Source organism: Gilvimarinus polysaccharolyticus (genome assembly GCF_001187555.1).
GTDB classification, from domain to species: domain Bacteria; phylum Pseudomonadota; class Gammaproteobacteria; order Pseudomonadales; family Cellvibrionaceae; genus Gilvimarinus; species Gilvimarinus polysaccharolyticus.
This window is the reverse complement of sequence record NZ_LFIJ01000002.1, coordinates 1,495,736-1,512,627: the sequence shown is the minus strand read 5'-3', so window position 1 is coordinate 1,512,627 and position 16,892 is coordinate 1,495,736. Positions and strand designations below refer to the sequence as shown.

Here is a 16,892-nt window from a genome sequence, read left to right as displayed (position 1 = left end):
AGAGCATGCCGAACTATTATGGCTAATTGCCGCCAATCAAACAATTTAACCTCGACTTGGGGGCCTAACCGGCGCTGGCAACGATACGCCATTTACACACTAATAACACTGGCAGGTTTAAGTGCAACAAGTACAGGTTTAAGCAACAACGCACCACTAAAACTTAGCTATCAATTACTTCAAAGCCGACCACTCGACTCGCTTTTGTTTACTCAGGGGTTGGAGATACACCGAGGACAGTTACTGCAAAGCAGTGGTTTATACGGTAAATCGAAACTGATTAGCCGAGCACTGAATACTACCGCCACGACCAATACGCCATGGCAACACATTTTGCCTAAACGTTATTTTGCCGAGGGGCTTACCGTTTTTAATAATACGGTATACCTACTTAGCTGGCGCGAGAACACCTTGTGGCGCTTTGCCGCCGACACCGGCAAGCCGCTTGGACGCAACACTTACCAAGGTGAAGGCTGGGGACTAACCCACAACTCACAACACATTATTCGCTCTGATGGCAGCGCTACGCTATTTTTTCATGACCCTGAAACGTTTGAAGTAAGCCACCACTTAAGCGTTACACGCAGCGGCATAGCGGTTAAAAACATCAATGAATTAGAGTTTGCTCACGGATTTATTTGGGCCAACATTTGGCATAGCAATGAGATTCTGGTGATTAATCCAGCCAGTGGCAACGTGCAGGCGGTAGTCGATATCACAGAGTTTGCCCAGCGCGAACGAGCGCACAACCCCGACCCCAACGCCGTCGCCAACGGTATCGCTTTTGATGCACAAGACAACAGTTTTTGGGTGACCGGAAAACATTGGCAACAGCTGTATCAGCTGCGTATCAATATCGAGCCCCTCACCAAACCATAACAAGCGTTAACAACGCTTCGATCATTCAACCACAGAGAACTCCGTATGAATAACGCTACAGGCGATCTGAACGCCACACTACAAGCTTTTGATGATATTAACAGCCAAGACCCAAACCTTGACGTCGATCAGGCAGGCAAACAGCGCCCCAAAGAGCTGCTATACGCCGAGCGAATGAGTGCAGAGCTAGCCGACTTCACTGTATCCCCCAGCGATGAGCTGCAATTAGCAGCGCGTGCGCAGCACATTGAGCGCTGGGCAATCCCTCGCAGCGACTACCCTATGGACCGGGCTGGCTACAAGCGCTGGCGAGTCACCCTAGGGCAGCATCACGCCCAGCGAGCTTGCGATATTATGCGCGAGCACGGCTATAGCGAGGAGAGTTGCGAGCGGGTGGCCACCATGCTGCAAAAAAAGCAACTCAAACGCGATGCTGAAGTACAAATGCTAGAGGATGTAATCTGTTTGGTTTTTATCCGTTACCACTTAGAGAGCTTTGCCACGAAACACCCCGAGACCAAACTCATAACGATTATCAACAAAACCTGGCACAAGATGTCTACCGCAGGCCAAGCCCGTGCGCTAACGATTCAACTACCCACACACTTACAATCACTAATAAAGAAAGCATTACAGGCCGGGTAAGATTATTTAGAGCTAAAAGATGTAAATACTTAAAATATCAGCCAACAAAGCAATAAGAATATGATTTTTTCTATACACGACTTGACCTTAGAAGCAATATCCTTTATACCAAAAGTGTGATTGTCATAACAAAAGCGATAAACAAAAAGGCCGTCTTATGAAAAACTTACTCTTTCCGATGATACTGATGTTTCTGGCCCTTGCCAGCAGTCAGGTCAATGCGTGTGACGAGGAGTGTAAACGCAAACAAGCTATGGAGCAGCATAACGTAGAATTTCCGAGCTATATGACCGCGAAATTCTGTGAAACCACCAGTGTCGATTTTTTACTGCGTGATTACGCCAGCCTGCAGAAGTACCGCACCGAGCGCTTGCCTACAGGCCACAAAGGCGGAATGAACAATATCCGTAAAATGCTTGATCAGCGCAAAGAGTGGCTAGTCGAGTGTGACGATTATCTGCGTTTAACCGGCCAAGGTCGGGTATTTTATAACGCCGAGACAACCAAAACTGTCTTTGATGCCATGGATAAAGTGACCAAAGAGCTGAATGCCTTGGTGTATAACGGCAGCCAAGAGGTGATCGTCACCAATGGTATCGATATAATCGAGCAGGATTTTGATAAAATGCTTAGCGAGATGGATCAACACAAAACCAATTTGCAGCTACGCGGCCAATTGGTGATTCGTTAACACAAAGGCGTTATAGCCCGTTAAATATACGGGCTTAACTGCTGGCCTTCTCACGCTTTTTTAACGATAAAACCGCACGTTTAGGTTTGTCGGGATTTTCGGCAAACATCTTAGCCTTCTGCTCTAGATCCAGCACCGTGCGGCTTTTTATTTTCACACTGACGCCGTCATCATCTTGCCCCGCAGGCGCTCCGCCTTGCTCGGCGGCCAATGCTAACGCTTCGATACCGCAACGCAACAAGCGCGCCTGATCAATAAAATTCATACTTTTAGGGAAATGGCTCGGATCAACTGCCGATGGATTTCGCGGGTTTCCTTCGATACGAATAATACAACCGCAACTATGTCGCGCTTCGCCCGCTGCCAGATTTACATCCCAAGCTTCAAAGTTCATGACTTTAACCTTTTGCTATTACCAACAAACCCACAAGCTGCGAATTAACCGCTCAATGGATCAAAAGAGTACCGGAAAACTGTGACGTTTTCACGACATAATAGTAAGAAAAGGCTCATTAGCCTGTAGTTCTGCGAAGTTTTTGACGAGCAGGTGGCTCCGCCCCCAAATGCACTTCATTGCGCGCGCGCGACAGCTCAATTTGTTTTTGTCGCTCGGCAAAGCGGGTTTTCTGCTCATCACTCAAGCTGTGATGACAGCGCGGGCAACATACACCTTTCAGGTATAGCTCAGAGGCCATTTCGGCTTCGGTAATAGGATGACGACAACCGTAGCATTGCTCAAACGAGCCGCGCTCTAAATCGTGATTAACCGCCACGCGATTATCAAACACAAAACACTCACCGCGCCACAAGCTCTCGGCAGCTGGGACCTCTTCGAGGTACTTTAAGATACCACCCTCTAAGTGATACACCTCGTCAAACCCCTGCTCTTTCATATAAGCCGTGGCTTTTTCACAGCGGATGCCGCCGGTACAAAACATGGCGACTTTTTTATGCTGCGCGGGATCTAAATTATCTTTCACATAGGCGGGAAATTCACGAAACGTCTCGGTGGCCGGGTCCACTGCACGCTCAAAGCTACCAATAGCGTATTCGTAATGATTGCGGGTATCCACCACCAGCACATCTGGGTCGCTGATCAATGCGTTCCAGTCCTGTGGTTTTACGTAGGTACCGACGATCTGCTTGGGATCAATGCCTTCGACCCCCATAGTGACGATCTCTTTTTTCAGCTTTACCTTCATGCGGTAAAACGGCTGGTCGTCGTAGAGCGATTCTTTATGCTCGATATCGGCAAAACGATCATCACGGGTTAAATAATTCAGCAGTGCATCGATGCCCTCGCGTGAACCCGAAACCGTGCCATTAATGCCCTCAGCGGCCAGCAACAGAGTGCCTTTAATTCCTAAGCGGTCACACTCGGCTTTAAGCGGAACACTCAATGCCTCGTAATCGGGAAGCTCAACAAATTTGTACAGCGCAGCGACAACATACTGATTCATAGTAAAAACAATTACCTAAAAGCTGCCCAGAACGGGCCGATTAAAATCGCGGGCATTATAACCGCTTGTTTTTTGTACAGCCAGTATTTTTACCCGGCTTTGAGTTTGTTAAACCCAAATTTTGGCGAGATGGTGCCTGCACAGCTAATGCTTGCCACCGCCAAGGCAGTGCGGAGAGTCGGGCACCTGTTGCTCTTCGGCCCACTCGTCGGGGCTAAAAGTGTGCAACGCCAAAGCATGCACCGGACCTTTGAGCTGCTCGGTTAGCGCTCCATACACCAACTGATGACGCTGTACCTGCCGTTTACCCAACAGCGCTTCACTCACCAAGGTCACCTTAAAGTGGGTTTCCGAGTTTGGCGGCACACTGTGCTTATGGCTTTCGTTAACCACGCGCAAATACATAGGGGTAAATTGCTCGGTTAATGCTTGTTCAATACTGGCTTGTACGGGCTGCATTTTAACTCCAGTTAGGCCATATGACGGTGGCTATTCTATCGCAGGCTTGCGCTACTTTTGCCGGTATCATTGTACCGCAAGCGCAACACTTCTAGCGATATTCACCGTGATCGTCGGGAATACTCTCCGCCGCTGCAAGCTCAGACTGCAAACGCTGGCCTTCGGCGGCACGCACTTTAGACAGACGAGCCACTAACAAATAAATCACCGGCGTTAAAAACAGAGTGAAAACAGCCGCTATGCCCAGCCCACCAAACACGACCCAACCGATGGCGCGACGCGCCTCTGCACCAGGGCCGGCACTTAAAATAAGTGGTAGACCGCCCAATACGGTGGACATCATCGTCATTACAATCGGACGCAAGCGCACGGCGGCAGCGGTTTGCACGGCCTGCAGTACCGAACGCCCCTGATCGCGGAGCTGATCGGCAAATTCCACCAATAAAATGCCGTTTTTGGCCATCAAGCCAATCAGCATTACCAAACCAATTTGCGAATAGACATTAATACTCGTGCCGGTCAGCAACAGAGCGACAATCGCCGCAGCAATTCCAAAAGGCACTGTCAGCATCACAATTAGTGCACTGCTAAAACTCTCAAATTGGGCGCAGAGCACTAAAAACACCACAACTAAAGCAATGATGTAAGTCACCATCACCTCGCGCGCGGTTTCATTGAGCGTTTCAGCTTCGCCTAGAAAGATCAAACCAACACCCAGTGGCAACTCGCGTTCGGCCAGTGCACGCAAATCGTTTACCGCCGTTTGCAATGGGTAACCACTGGCGATGTTCATGCCAATTTCTATCGCGCGGCGCTGCTTATGACGATCCAACTCTGCCGCAACCGCGTGCTCAGTCAAGGTCACCACCGATGACAACGGCAACAAACGACCATCGCGGGTACTGACAAACAAATTCACCAAATCGCCAGGGTCATTAATCTGATTGCTGGAGGATTCAAGGATGATAGGGATTGCCTCATCATCAATGCTTAAATCCACAAGATCGTAACCATCCACCATCGCCCGTAACGTTGTCGATATATTCTCCAACGGAATATTTAAATCGGATGCTCGGCGGCGATCGATAGTGACTGACAGCTGCGGCTGAGTCGGCTGAAACTGAATGTCGGGCTGAGTAAGCTGCGGCAGCTGGGCTTCAATTTCTCGCGCAAAATGCTCGGCGGCAATAAAAATCTCGGCGTAATCGCTGCCCACCAAGGCGATATCTACACCACCTCCACCATCGCGCAAACCTAGGCTATTGGTACTGGACACTCGCACGAAGGCACCGGGAATTTTACTCATAGGGCCACGCAGCTCATCCATCATCGCTTGCTGGGTGCGGCTGCGCGCTTCCCAATCCGCTAACGGTAAAATCACCCGACCTCGGTTAGGGTCATAGCGGCCGACAATCGAGAACAGTTGAGTCGCCTCACCCGAATCCAGCAGTGGCTGTACCCGCGCCTCTATAGCGTCTACCTGACGCTCGGTATACTCAAGGCCGGTGCCATCGGGGCCAGTGGCGTCGACATAGATAACGCCGCGATCTTCCTCCGGCAACAACTCTTGAGGGATGTACTGATACAGCAATGCACTGCCGACAATAGCCAGCACCGCGACAATCACCGTGATAACACTATGTCCCAAAACAAACGCCAGTGCGCGCGAGTAGGCTGTGGCCATACGGTTGCCAAAGTGCTGCAACCGATCACGCACCGGATGCGCTTTGTTATCGCGCTCTGGAATCATTCGCGCGGCCATTGCCGGCACCAACGACAAAGCCACAAACGATGAAATAGCCACCGCAAACGCCAAGACAAAACCAAACTCACGAAACAGGCGTCCAGCCGTACTCGGCAGCATGGCGACGGGAACAAATACCGAAATCAATACCGCCGTGGTAGCAATTACAGCAAAAAACACCTGCCGGGTTCCCAGCACCGCTGCCGCCCGCGCGCCGAGCCCTTGATGGCGACGACGCTGAATATTTTCCAGCACCACAATAGCATCATCGACCACGAGCCCCGTCGCCAGCACCAATGCCAGTAACGTCAGAATATTAAGAGAAAAGCCCATCGCCCAAATGGCTGCAACCGTACCGATTAAGGCCACGGGGATTGCCACACTGGGAATCAAGGTCACCCGAAAAGAGCCGATAAACAGCCAGATGGTGATAATCACAATCGTCACTGTCAGTAATAAACTAAACAGCACCTCGGTCATCGAGCCTTTAATAAATTTAGAGCTGTCCTCTGTCACCACTAACTCAAAATCGTTAAAGCGTTCATTCAAGCGTTCCACAGTTTGATGCACCCGCTCGGCGATATCCAAGGTATTGGATTGCGACTGGCGCACCACCCCCATCCCCACCACGGGCAAACCATCAAGCCGCACATAAGACTCGGCATCTTCCGGGGCAAAAAACACCTGGGCAACATCGGCGACACGGGTTGTGCCGGTAATAATAATGCTCTGCAGCTCACGTTCTGTTACCGCCGAGGCATCGGCGCGCACTAAGAGCTCTAAGTCGCCCGAGCGAAAGCTACCCGAGGGCACATCAAATGGTGCTTGGCGCAGTGCATCGGCCACATCCGTCACCCCGAGGCCAAAACTTGCTAGGCGAATAGGGTCCATCACCACCCGCAGAATTTTTTGTCTTTGACCAAACAATACGACGTCTGCCACACCATCGATGGAGACAAACTCGGGGATCAAATCTTTCTCGGCGCGACGAGTTAGCTCCAGCTCGCCTATCTGCTCGCTGACTAACGCTAAGTTGATAATCGGGTTGGCGTTCGGATCAGCCTTAACCACCGTCAACGATTCCATATCCGGCGGCAAATCCCGCTCGACTCGGCTGACCGCTTCGCGAACATCGGAGGCGGCACTGTTTAAGTCGACATCCGGCGAGAACTCGACATGCAGACGAAAATTGTTTTCCTCGCTAGATGAGCGAATATTGCGAATACCCGACACCCGCGATACAGCGCCCTCAACGATGCTGGTAACTTCGGCGTCCATGGTTTCGGGGGAGGCGCCGGGGTAAACGCCGCGCACCGAGACAAACGGCCGGTCGACATCGGGCAGCTCGCGCACCTCAACCGCCGTTACGGCGGCAAGGCCGGCAATAGCAATCAAGAGATTTAAGACCAAAATTAGGATCGGTCGCCGAATACTTAAGCTCGCCAGATCCTCTTTGTGTAGCGATTCGGGGGCATCACTCACCGTTCACCTCATGCGACTTTTCGCTCTCATCAAGGTGCATGCTGGGGTTTAAAGCATTTTTTGCAGCTGTGTTAGAAGCAAAGTCACGTACCTCGGCAACCGTAACCGGCTGACCTTCTCGCACCATTTGAATCCCCTCTAACACCACCAACGCGCCTTCTTGTAACTCGCTGTTCACCAGCACCTGTCCAGCTCGACGCTGGACGATAGTGGCCAACTTACGTTCGGCAAGACCGTTTTCAATCAACCAAACAAATGAGCCACGTGCGCCCCACTGGAGCGACACCTCGGGAACCAAAGCATAGGTGTTGCCCATAAGCGATAGGGCAATACGAAAGCTCATACCTGGGCGCAATATATCTGCGCTGTTATCTACATGAGCGCGTACTTTAAAGGTTCGCTCGTCCTCATCTACTCGGCTATCAATACTGGTCACCTCGCCGCTGGCCACTACCGAGCCTTTACGCCAAGTTGATAATTCGATGGCTTGCCCCGGTTTAATTTGCCCCAACAATAACTCGGGTAAAGCGAACGTCACCAACAACACGCTGCGATCATCAATGGTGGTAATTACCGTATTAGTATCAACCCATGCGCCCTGATCAATATCGCTCAAGCCAATGTAGCCGGTAAATGGGGCCACAACCTTTTGATACTCTAAATCTACCCGCGCACGCTCTACGGCAATTTGCGCTCGCGCCACGGCGCTCTCGGCATCGTCCAACGCCGACTCTGTTACCGCCCCACTGCCTTGGGTTTGGCGGTATCGCGCCAACAACCGCTCGGCATCGGCCAGCTCGACCTCGGCGTTGCGCAATGCCAGTCTCTCGTCGCGATCATCAAGGCGCAGCAATACCTGCCCTTCGGTTACTTTTTGGCCTGCAGCAATATTAACCTCTGTCACCTGCCCCGCAGCACGCGAGCGCATTGCCACCGATTGCAGTGCGCGCGAGGTGCCAACCGCCTCAACCTCTACCCGCTCAGCACTTAAAGCGACTTTGGCGGCAATCACCGGCCGCGCCTTGGCGCCACCGGCACCCGGCTTCAGCACCGCATCATCGCTGCACGCGGTTACTCCAAGCAGCACGACACTCAGTAACAATCGAGCGACATTACTGGATATGCCACACCGGAAACCCGTTTTTATAGTAGACACACAAACACTCCAAAATCGCGCTCGCACTATCGAACACTATTAATAACGAATCTATTTTACGGCTGAGAATGAGAATTTACATGCAAAACAGGTAATGAACTGTAAATATCGAACATTATCCAAAGAGCAGTCCGCGTGAATCAGCACCTTCGCTCAATCACGCGCAAGAGAGGTCAACTACATAAAGCGGTGCCAAGCAATTACCAGCCAGACAAACACACACAAACTCAGGCTCACCATCACCACCGCCGAGGCAATGTCTTTAGCTCGTCCCGATAGCTCGTGATGTTCTGAGCCGGTGCGATCGACTACCGCCTCAACGGCCGAATTAACCAGCTCAGCCACCAGTACCCAAAATAAACTGGCTACCAGTAAAATCAGTTCAACATGAGTCCGTGCCAACCACCATGCCAACGGCAACCCTAAAAGAGTCAGGATCACCTCAAGGCGAAATGCAGCTTCATAGCGCCAAGCCGCCGCTAGGCCTTGCATAGAATATACGGTGGCATGTTTTAGGCGGCTCCAGCCGCTCTTACCTGGTTTGCTCATTAAGTAAAGCTCCTTCGCTGTGTCACACGAACGTCACAGTCCGGTGGTATTTCTTAGCCAACCCAAACCGAGTGGCAAAAACGGGTGAAACTATGAATGCTTTTTTACAAAGAGTCCACCAGATAGACACCTGGGCGTTTATCTGGTTACACGTTACCAAGCAATTTCCCTATCGGCGCACCGTGCGTTGGGTCTCCCGCTGCGGCGACGGACCACTGTACACACTTATTGCCCTCGGCTTAATGGCCTTCAATGTGCCACACAGCCACACATTTCTATACCTAGGGCTTATCTGTTACGCGTTGGATGTCAGCCTTTACTTGTTACTTAAAAATGGCATAAAACGCAACCGACCGGCAGCAGCTATCGATATCTATGAAGGCTGGTTTACACCCTCCGATCAATTTAGCTTTCCTTCGGGTCATACCGCTGCGGCCTTTGTCTTTGCCTTTTTAATACTGAGCTTCTACCCGTTATTTGCCATTCCAGCGTATTTAATGGCGACTTTAATTGGTATCTCGCGGGTGTTACTGGGCGTGCACTTCCCCACCGACATCATAGCCGGCGCCGTGTTAGGCACGGGCTGTGCCGTTGTCGGCAGTTTTATCTACACAGGAATCATCGGGTGAAAATTTTGTACGGCGTACAAGGCACAGGCAACGGCCACTTAACACGGGCACGCTCTATGGCGCGCGCGTTTGCATATCACGGCATCCAAGTAGATTGGGTGTTTTCTGGCCGTGCTCGCAGCGATTTTTTTGACATGGAAGCGTTTGGTGACTTTCGTCTGTTTAAAGGTGTCACTCTGCAAACCTTTAAGGGCAAGGTCAATATGACGAAAACCCTGTTAAAAAGTGATCTTTTTCAATTGTCTCGCGACATCCGCGCACTCGACTGTCAGCCGTATGATTTAGTAATTAGTGACTTTGAGCCCGTCAGTGCTTGGGCGGCAAAACGCGCGGGGCTGCGCAGCTTGGGGATATCGCATCAGAGTGCTTTTTTATATCCAATTACGAAGTGCGCTAACAACATTATTACCGATTTATTTATGCGCTGGTTCGCTCCCTGCGACACACCTATTGGCGTGCACTGGAATCATTTCAACCAGCCTTTGTTACCCCCTATTTTAGAGCCCTCAAACCATCCAGTGAGTGTCACCTCTGGGCGGATCTTAGTGTATTTACCCTTTGCGGAACTAGACGATATTGTGGCGCTCCTGAAGCCCCTAACAAACGTCGATTTTTATATTTATCACAAGCTTGAGCAAAACCTTGATCACGGCCACTTACACTTCCGCCCATTTTCTCGCAGCGGTTTTCAAAAAATTTTACACAGCTGCGAAGGGGTAATTTGCAGCGCCGGGTTTGAGTTGCCAAGCGAGGCCATCAAGCTAGGCAAAAAGATACTCGCCGAGCCGGTCGTGGGACAAATGGAGCAACAATCTAACGCTCTCGCTTTAGCGCAGTTAGGCTACGCGACCATTGCATCGCCAATAAATCGAGACACGATAGAAGCATGGCTTAACCTACCAATACCAGGGCCGACCTTTTACCCCGATGTATCGGAGGCGATTGTAGAGTGGATAATAAATCAAGACGCCCAAGACTTAACGACATTAAGTACCAAGCTTTGGCGGCAAGTGACGGGACAAGCATCATCAAGTCAGCTAATTGCCAATCAATACAAGACCGTAAATACCGATCTAGAGAGTCAGTATCAGTAGACTAAAAGCAAAATTATAAACTCAACGGACTTAGCTGAAGTAATAGGACTGGTCGAGAGAGAAAAAGTAAACGGAGCAAGTAGATCCAGCTCATCCCGCCACAGCTAAGCAGCCATTAAACGAGCTGAACCACTTGCTGATCATCAACCAACACCGGCTGTAAACGGCTGTCGTGGCGAGTGGCATGCGCACGCCAGCGTACCAGCGCACCGCCCAGCACAAGTCCAACAATAGCCGCCAGTGCGGTTAGGCCTTCGCTGCCCACGCTGTAATGAGCAACCAGCGTTGCCATTAACAGTGTGAGCAACGGTAAAAAATACACAAATAACGAACCATTGGCGACCACAGCCTCGGGTACCCCCAGCTGTATTTCATCGCCAATCTTATAATCACCCGAGGCACGCCCCGCTAACGACACCCACAAGTAACTCGTGTGCCCGGTAAGTTTAGCCAGCAAGCTTTGGCCACAGCCTTTTTGCGCCGCACAGCTACCACAGGTAGAACGCTGAATCGTTTCAACCCATAAACCATCTGACTCAACCGCAACAACACTACCGGTTTCGAGTAACATAATTAACCTCGCGGCTGCTCAGAAGTAGCGTCTACTCGACTAATAAACTGCGCCATTTTTTCGGCAACGGCCAAAGGTATCTCGCCCACAACAGTGACCTGATAAGTTTGCCCTGCGCGGGTAAGCCCCTGCATATAAAAATTTGTTGCACCACGCTGAGCACGCCCCTCTATCACCAATTGACCTTCAACCGGGTCAAGAAATATAGAAAAAGTGGATAGCCCATCGGTGTACATAAGCATCTGGGTGTCGGTTTGCACTATGCGCTGACCAGAAAAAGCAAAACCTGCCGGCAGCCAATTTAGCTGCCATTGCGATGGTGCTACAGCAAGCGGTTTATTGCAGCCAGACAGCTTATCAGCATCGACTCTATGAGTGATGGTCGCATCACGCTCGGCGACAAAGTCAGACGGGGCAAGGTCGGTCTGCAACTCGACAAACTGAAACTGCTCGACGACGCGCTGATTATCATCGACCAATAACGTTTTTAATAACAGTCCAGTTTCGCGGTCAACACTAAAAAAATAACCAAACCGAAAAGAATCTCGCGGAATCACCTGTAACACGGTCGCCATGCGGCCGGCGACTCGCTCCAGCCCACGCACAGAAAAGCTGTACAACCGATCTAGACTGGTGAAATTATCCGCTAAGCCATCAAGCTTGCCAGCAATTAATTGCTCGGCCAGCGTCTGGCACTGAGTAGTATGGCGCATAATCGCCTCACGCTCAGGACCATTAAGGTAATACAAACGTTGATTTTCAGTATCGCCTTCGACCCAGTGCTGCAGCTGAAAACTTTCAGTGCCGGTATTGTTTTGATAGGTAAATGTACCCTGATAATTTAGGTTTTTCTGGCGCTGCGACATGCGCTCTAATAGCTCGCGCACCGAAGGCAACTTGTGAGCGTTCGAGTCCAGCCCCGTATCAGCCATAGCCTCGGTGGCCGGCGAGATGGCGTTCTCGGTAGGCGCTGGCCGGCTTGTTGCCTCCAGCGCTGGTTGGTTAGTAGGCGCCGCGTTAAGCGGCTCGGAAGGGGTGCTCTCGTTCTGAATCTGGGCAAGCCCCAAAGGGCTTAACAGTAACAGCACGAAGCCGGCGAACCGACAGTGCGACATACATTACTCTTCTTCGATTAAAGGAACCCGTGCGTAAGGCAACATACCCTGCGCGCTATTAACGGCGGCGTGATCGGTGTGTTCCTCGACCAGCTGATTTAAATAAGCACGAATCTGCTCGTTGGATACTTTAACATCCGCGCGACGTGGCTCAAACACCACTTGGCGAGCTCGTTGCGGTTGATAATTACCCATTTCGGCGCTGACTTGCTGCGCCGAAAGTGCTGGCGCCCCATAACCAATGGGCAGTGAGTTGTCTGGAGCACTGATGGTTTTTGGGCTGTTATCGGCAGATAAAACATTAGTATCGGGTACCGTGCCTCCCGCCCGATAAAGCTGCGCACCAACCACAATCGCGCCGGTGACCGATGCGGCTACTGCCACTCGGCCCAAGCCCAGCCACCAGCGTGATAAGCCTGCCGCTGCGCCGTTAGAGGCTGCTTTAGAGATATTGGTGTCGAGTATTGGCGATGGCTCATCGGCCAGCTCTGCACTTAAGCGCTCGGCAAAAGTTGACGGCGCCAAACTGGCAGGTAAATCGCCCCGCATGGCTGAGCGCGCTATCTGATAACGCGCCCATTTAGCTTTGACTGCATCGCTTGAGCCGGCTTTAAGGACTCGTGCTAACTCTAGCTCGGATGCCTCATTATCGGACAGAGCCGATAGCGATTCTGCCAACTGGGTATCTAAAGACTGCTCTGTCATGCTCGCGTTTACCTATATGTAGGTCCATTAAGGACTCATTGGGTTGCCACTAAGCTCGCCGAATACTGCGCTAGCCTATCTTAGGCCGCGTTAAGCAATGCGTAAATAGCACGTATTTAGGGCGATCAAACATACCCTGTGCCGGTCGAGATTACAAAGATTTACATCTTCCTTGCCCTGTCTGACCCAGCTTTTCGCAAAAGGTTCAGCCAATATTCAGGTTGTCAGCTTTTTTTAATCGCCGCGATCAAGCAACGGCGCAATACGTTTATCAATTGCCTCGCGGGCCCGAAAAATCCGCGAGCGCACGGTACCTACCGGGCAATCCATAATCGCGGCGATATCCTCGTAGCTCAAGCCTTCCATCTCACGCAGCGTAACAGCCGAGCGCAGATCCTCTGGCAGGGCCGATATCGCCTCATCGACAGCCGCCTTGATCTCATCACACAAAAGATTACTCTCTGGCGTATCCGAATCTTTTAATAAATCGGAACCGGAGTAATATTCGGCATCATCGACTTCTACATCGGATGACGGTGGACGGCGCGAACGCGAAACCAAATGGTTTTTTGCCGTGTTGATCGCGATACGATACAGCCATGTATAAAAGGCGCTATCACCACGAAAGTTACCCAACGCACGATACGCCTTAATGAATGCATCCTGAGCTACATCCTGCACCTCGGCGTGATCACGAACATACCGACCAATAATAGAAAATATTTTATGTTGGTACTTTACAACCAATAGGTCGAACGCGCGCTTATCACCTTTTTGCACACGCTCGACTAACTGCTGATCAGTATCCGGCGCAGATTGCGCTGTCATCGTTTAACCCCCAAAACACCTCGCTGATACGAGGTGACTTACTTACTGTGTGCAAAATCACCTAGCCTGAAGGCCAAACGAGCCTGAGGCATCATTTTATATTGACGCCAATAGCGCCTATTACGTTGTGACTAAGCACTGCATTGAAACACAATGCCAAAAATAGCGCCCAATAGACTAGCCAGCGCTATAAGAAGTTCCGTGCAGATTATACGTGTTTATAACAACCTACACTAACGCCTTGCCCGTCAAGTCTTGTGAGTCGCCCGAGAATCTCAATTGCAGTGCAAGCGATCTGGCCGTTGAGCACCACAAACTACCGCCCACGGCGACTACTGATGGCTCAAAAAAATTTGAGCAACTTGCCACAACCAAGATTAATCAACCGGTTTTAGTGCCGGCAAGACATTACTGTATTGTTTGCCACGAGCCTTGATATAATACCCGCCCTCTTGGATCACCGAGCTACGCTATGAACCAACACTACAATCATGATGTCCTCATTATCGGCTCGGGCGCAGCGGGGCTTACCTTGGCATTAAAGCTGGCCGATCACGCTCGTGTCGCCGTACTCAGTAAAAACGCAATCAATGAAGGCTCCACTTGGTTTGCCCAAGGTGGTATTGCCGCAGTCCTCGATGACCAAGACTCTGTCGATGCGCACGTTGCCGACACGTTGGTAGCAGGTTCGGGACTATGCCACGAAGATGCCGTACGTTTTACTGTTGAACGCTCGCGCGGTGCAATCAAGTGGCTGATCAACCAAGGAGTTAACTTTACCCGCGAACAACACTCCAACGACTACCACCTCACGCAAGAGGGCGGCCACAGTCACCGACGCATTATCCATAGCGCCGATGCCACCGGCCAAGCGGTACACAGCACCTTGATTGAGCGGGTAAACGCCCACCCAACCATCGAAATCTTCGAGCACCACGTCGCGGTCAATCTAATCAGCCAAGCTGACGCCGACTCACGCAAACTGCGCTGCAGCGGAGCTTATGCGCTATCGCGCAATGCCGATCACGTGCATGTATTTCAGGCCAAAGTGGTCGTTTTAGCCACCGGTGGCGCCAGCAAGGTGTATCTTTATAGCAGCAACCCCGACAGCGCCAGTGGTGACGGTATCGCCATGGCGTGGCGAGCCGGCTGCCGAGTGGCAAACATGGAGTTTAATCAATTCCACCCCACCTGCTTATATCACCCCAAAGCCAAAACGTTTCTTATTACCGAAGCGCTGCGTGGTGAAGGCGCTTACTTAAGATTGCCCAACGGTGAACGGTTTATGCCTCGCTTTGACGAGCGCGCCGAGCTAGCGCCACGAGACATTGTCGCCCGCGCCATTGATCACGAAATAAAGCGCTTGGGGTGTGATTGTGTTTATTTGGATATCTCACACAAATCTGAAGAGTTTATAACGGAACACTTCCCAACGGTGAAAGCGCGTTGCTTAGAGTACGGCATTGACATCACCCGCGATCCGATTCCGGTGGTGCCAGCGGCCCATTACACCTGCGGCGGAGTAGTGGTCGATCGCGATGGCCAGACAGACCTGCAAAACTTATACGCTATTGGTGAAACATCGTTTACCGGCTTACACGGTGCCAATCGCATGGCCTCAAACTCACTGCTCGAGTGCATTGTCTACGCACAGTCGGCCGCCGAACATATTCTGTTAAAAATGAATAACTTAAACGAGCCAGATCAATCCCCCAACTGGGATGAGAGCAGGGTAACTAACTCAGACGAAGATGTCGTGATTTCACATAACTGGGATGAGCTGCGCCGTTTTATGTGGGATTACGTGGGTATTGTACGAACCCACAAGCGGCTGGAACGAGCCACCCATCGTATTAAACTACTGCAAAAAGAAATTGCCGAGTACTACAGCAATTACAAAGTCAGTGGCGATTTAATCGAGCTGCGCAATTTAGCCACCGTTGCCGAGCTGATTATCCGCTCGGCCATGGAGCGCAAAGAAAGCCGAGGCCTGCATTACTCGCTAGATCACCCAGAGCAAAGCCTGATCGCGCGCGATACAATGCTCGTGCCTACTAATTTTGCAGGACAAGATATTATTGTCAGCAAGCGCTCCGATGGCTAACCAACCAAACCCGCAAGCGGCGCAGGTCATCGGGTGCTGCGCTGTCAGCCAACAGCAACAACGGGTGTTTGCCGCGCTCATCCACCAAGGTTAAAAAAGTAAATGCTTGCCACAGCCTAACTTCGCCGGCAAGTTGCGCGGGCTTAAGCCCACAAGTGGCGCGCCCCAGCCACCAACCATCACTATCGCACTGGACTCGCCAGTGCTGCTTCGCCTGCCACAATAACCGACACCTAAGTTGTAGACCAAGAGCCAACCCTAAGACGATAGCCAAGAGTGCAAAGCTCCCCCCTAAAGCCGTTAAACTAAAGGCAAGCAACATTAGCGCAACGTATACAGCAAGGTAAAAAAAACGTAGGTAACGCGAGGGGCAGAGCACTATATCAAGCGGTTCACACTGCAAGACTGTCCGTGTATCGCCCCGTAAAGAGGGGCGCTTGGGATTATTCGTCGTTTGGCATTCCGGTGTTGTCTCGAACAATTTTCACAATCCTCTGCAACTCAACGTCCTCTGGATCGTGGCGATGCAGCAGCCAAGCAAACATATCTTGATCTTCACACTCTAGTAACTGCTGGTAGCGTAATTTATCTTCTTCGCCGAGTGTCGGATAAACGTTATCCAAAAAAGGCAACAGAATCAGATCCAGCTCCAGCATACCGCGCCGGCTACCCCAAAATAAGCGATTTCGCTCCACGTACACACTCCGTTAAGACTATAGCAGCTCGTAGTATAACCTACCCAAGCCATTAGCCGCACGACGCGCGAGCAAAGCAACAGACA

18 protein-coding genes are annotated in these 16,892 nt (G+C 51.1%); 6 read left to right on the top strand and 12 right to left on the bottom strand.

Going from position 1 to position 16,892, the window contains the following annotated elements; genetic code table 11:
- Positions 1-18: 18 nt before the first annotated feature.
- The 3 genes from GILYN3_RS15160 to GILYN3_RS15150 all read left to right on the top strand — a co-directional run bounded on the left by GILYN3_RS15160 (position 19) and on the right by GILYN3_RS15150 (position 2,215).
- Positions 19-879, top strand: a complete 861-nt coding sequence (locus GILYN3_RS15160; RefSeq protein WP_049723780.1) for a glutaminyl-peptide cyclotransferase — start codon at positions 19-21, stop codon at positions 877-879.
- Positions 880-924: 45 nt separating this feature from the next.
- Positions 925-1,524 (top strand): DUF4202 domain-containing protein, encoded by a 600-nt coding sequence (locus GILYN3_RS15155; protein ID WP_049723779.1) that lies wholly within the window; start codon positions 925-927, stop codon positions 1,522-1,524.
- Positions 1,525-1,681: 157 nt separating this feature from the next.
- Positions 1,682-2,215, top strand: a complete 534-nt coding sequence (locus tag GILYN3_RS15150) for a hypothetical protein (protein ID WP_049723778.1) — start codon at positions 1,682-1,684, stop codon at positions 2,213-2,215.
- A 34-nt stretch (positions 2,216-2,249) separates the two neighbouring features.
- Here GILYN3_RS15150 and GILYN3_RS15145 read toward each other — a convergent pair whose 3' ends face one another.
- The 6 genes from GILYN3_RS15145 to GILYN3_RS15120 form a co-directional block, all read right to left on the bottom strand.
- Positions 2,250-2,609, bottom strand: coding sequence for a hypothetical protein (locus GILYN3_RS15145; RefSeq protein WP_049723777.1), 360 nt, complete (start codon positions 2,607-2,609; stop codon positions 2,250-2,252).
- 118 nt (positions 2,610-2,727) lie between these two features.
- Complete coding sequence (trhO, locus tag GILYN3_RS15140; protein WP_049723776.1) at positions 2,728-3,675, bottom strand: oxygen-dependent tRNA uridine(34) hydroxylase TrhO; 948 nt, start codon at positions 3,673-3,675, stop codon at positions 2,728-2,730.
- Positions 3,676-3,819: 144 nt separating this feature from the next.
- Positions 3,820-4,134, bottom strand: coding sequence for a BolA family protein (locus GILYN3_RS15135; RefSeq protein WP_049723775.1), 315 nt, complete (start codon positions 4,132-4,134; stop codon positions 3,820-3,822).
- A gap of 91 nt (positions 4,135-4,225) precedes the next feature.
- Entirely contained in the window at positions 4,226-7,360 is a 3,135-nt protein-coding gene (locus GILYN3_RS15130) for an efflux RND transporter permease subunit (protein ID WP_049723774.1), read from the bottom strand.
- Complete coding sequence (locus GILYN3_RS15125; RefSeq protein WP_198147373.1) at positions 7,353-8,516, bottom strand: efflux RND transporter periplasmic adaptor subunit; 1,164 nt, start codon at positions 8,514-8,516, stop codon at positions 7,353-7,355. The genes GILYN3_RS15130 and GILYN3_RS15125 overlap by 8 nt, the downstream gene beginning before the upstream one ends.
- 177 nt (positions 8,517-8,693) lie before the next feature.
- Complete coding sequence (locus GILYN3_RS15120) at positions 8,694-9,065, bottom strand: diacylglycerol kinase (RefSeq protein WP_049723772.1); 372 nt, start codon at positions 9,063-9,065, stop codon at positions 8,694-8,696.
- Positions 9,066-9,157: 92 nt separating this feature from the next.
- On the opposite strand from GILYN3_RS15120, the gene GILYN3_RS15115 reads away from it, so the two are divergent.
- On the top strand, positions 9,158-9,694 hold the full coding sequence (locus tag GILYN3_RS15115; protein WP_049723771.1) for a phosphatase PAP2 family protein: 537 nt from the start codon (positions 9,158-9,160) through the stop codon (positions 9,692-9,694).
- The gene (locus GILYN3_RS15110) at positions 9,691-10,788 is read left to right on the top strand and encodes an MJ1255/VC2487 family glycosyltransferase (protein WP_049723770.1); all 1,098 of its coding nucleotides are present in this window, start codon (positions 9,691-9,693) and stop codon (positions 10,786-10,788) included. Before GILYN3_RS15115 ends, GILYN3_RS15110 begins: the two co-directional genes overlap by 4 nt.
- Before the next feature lie 115 nt (positions 10,789-10,903).
- Here the strand turns inward: GILYN3_RS15110 and GILYN3_RS15105 are convergent, their stop codons facing one another.
- From GILYN3_RS15105 to rpoE, 4 genes are all read right to left on the bottom strand, one after another.
- Positions 10,904-11,359, bottom strand: coding sequence for a SoxR reducing system RseC family protein (locus tag GILYN3_RS15105; RefSeq protein WP_049723769.1), 456 nt, complete (start codon positions 11,357-11,359; stop codon positions 10,904-10,906).
- 2 nt (positions 11,360-11,361) lie between these two features.
- Positions 11,362-12,474, bottom strand: a complete 1,113-nt coding sequence (locus tag GILYN3_RS15100) for a MucB/RseB C-terminal domain-containing protein (protein ID WP_049723768.1) — start codon at positions 12,472-12,474, stop codon at positions 11,362-11,364.
- Between the two features lie 3 nt (positions 12,475-12,477).
- Positions 12,478-13,179, bottom strand: coding sequence for a sigma-E factor negative regulatory protein (locus tag GILYN3_RS15095; RefSeq protein ID WP_049723767.1), 702 nt, complete (start codon positions 13,177-13,179; stop codon positions 12,478-12,480).
- Between the two features lie 234 nt (positions 13,180-13,413).
- Positions 13,414-14,007 (bottom strand): RNA polymerase sigma factor RpoE, encoded by a 594-nt coding sequence (rpoE, locus tag GILYN3_RS15090; protein WP_049723766.1) that lies wholly within the window; start codon positions 14,005-14,007, stop codon positions 13,414-13,416.
- 472 nt (positions 14,008-14,479) lie between these two features.
- Between rpoE and nadB the strand changes: the two genes are divergently transcribed.
- Positions 14,480-16,111: an L-aspartate oxidase gene (nadB, locus tag GILYN3_RS15080; RefSeq protein WP_049723764.1), complete on the top strand. Its 1,632-nt coding sequence runs from the start codon at positions 14,480-14,482 to the stop codon at positions 16,109-16,111.
- On the opposite strand, the gene GILYN3_RS15075 is transcribed toward nadB, so the two are convergent.
- Together GILYN3_RS15075 and GILYN3_RS15070 are read right to left on the bottom strand one after the other, a co-directional pair.
- Complete coding sequence (locus GILYN3_RS15075; protein WP_332307878.1) at positions 16,089-16,490, bottom strand: protein YgfX; 402 nt, start codon at positions 16,488-16,490, stop codon at positions 16,089-16,091. The genes nadB and GILYN3_RS15075 overlap by 23 nt on opposite strands.
- A gap of 64 nt (positions 16,491-16,554) precedes the next feature.
- Positions 16,555-16,806, bottom strand: coding sequence for an FAD assembly factor SdhE (locus GILYN3_RS15070; protein WP_084005487.1), 252 nt, complete (start codon positions 16,804-16,806; stop codon positions 16,555-16,557).
- Positions 16,807-16,892 lie beyond the last annotated feature (86 nt).

Bases quoted from the DNA above. Each gene is read 5' to 3' on its own strand.
- GILYN3_RS15145 (WP_049723777.1), bottom strand. From the start codon at position 2,609: ATGAACTTTGAAGCTTGGGATGTAAATCTGGCAGCGGGCGAAGCGCGA.
- GILYN3_RS15155 (WP_049723779.1), top strand. From the start codon at position 925: ATGAATAACGCTACAGGCGATCTGAACGCCACACTACAAGCTTTTGAT.
- nadB (WP_049723764.1), top strand. From the start codon at position 14,480: ATGAACCAACACTACAATCATGATGTCCTCATTATCGGCTCGGGCGCA.
- GILYN3_RS15095 (WP_049723767.1), bottom strand. From the start codon at position 13,179: ATGACAGAGCAGTCTTTAGATACCCAGTTGGCAGAATCGCTATCGGCT.
- trhO (WP_049723776.1), bottom strand. From the start codon at position 3,675: ATGAATCAGTATGTTGTCGCTGCGCTGTACAAATTTGTTGAGCTTCCC.
- GILYN3_RS15135 (WP_049723775.1), bottom strand. From the start codon at position 4,134: ATGCAGCCCGTACAAGCCAGTATTGAACAAGCATTAACCGAGCAATTT.
- GILYN3_RS15160 (WP_049723780.1), top strand. From the start codon at position 19: ATGGCTAATTGCCGCCAATCAAACAATTTAACCTCGACTTGGGGGCCT.
- GILYN3_RS15150 (WP_049723778.1), top strand. From the start codon at position 1,682: ATGAAAAACTTACTCTTTCCGATGATACTGATGTTTCTGGCCCTTGCC.
- GILYN3_RS15120 (WP_049723772.1), bottom strand. From the start codon at position 9,065: ATGAGCAAACCAGGTAAGAGCGGCTGGAGCCGCCTAAAACATGCCACC.
- GILYN3_RS15115 (WP_049723771.1), top strand. From the start codon at position 9,158: ATGAATGCTTTTTTACAAAGAGTCCACCAGATAGACACCTGGGCGTTT.
- rpoE (WP_049723766.1), bottom strand. From the start codon at position 14,007: ATGACAGCGCAATCTGCGCCGGATACTGATCAGCAGTTAGTCGAGCGT.
- GILYN3_RS15100 (WP_049723768.1), bottom strand. From the start codon at position 12,474: ATGTCGCACTGTCGGTTCGCCGGCTTCGTGCTGTTACTGTTAAGCCCT.
- GILYN3_RS15105 (WP_049723769.1), bottom strand. From the start codon at position 11,359: ATGTTACTCGAAACCGGTAGTGTTGTTGCGGTTGAGTCAGATGGTTTA.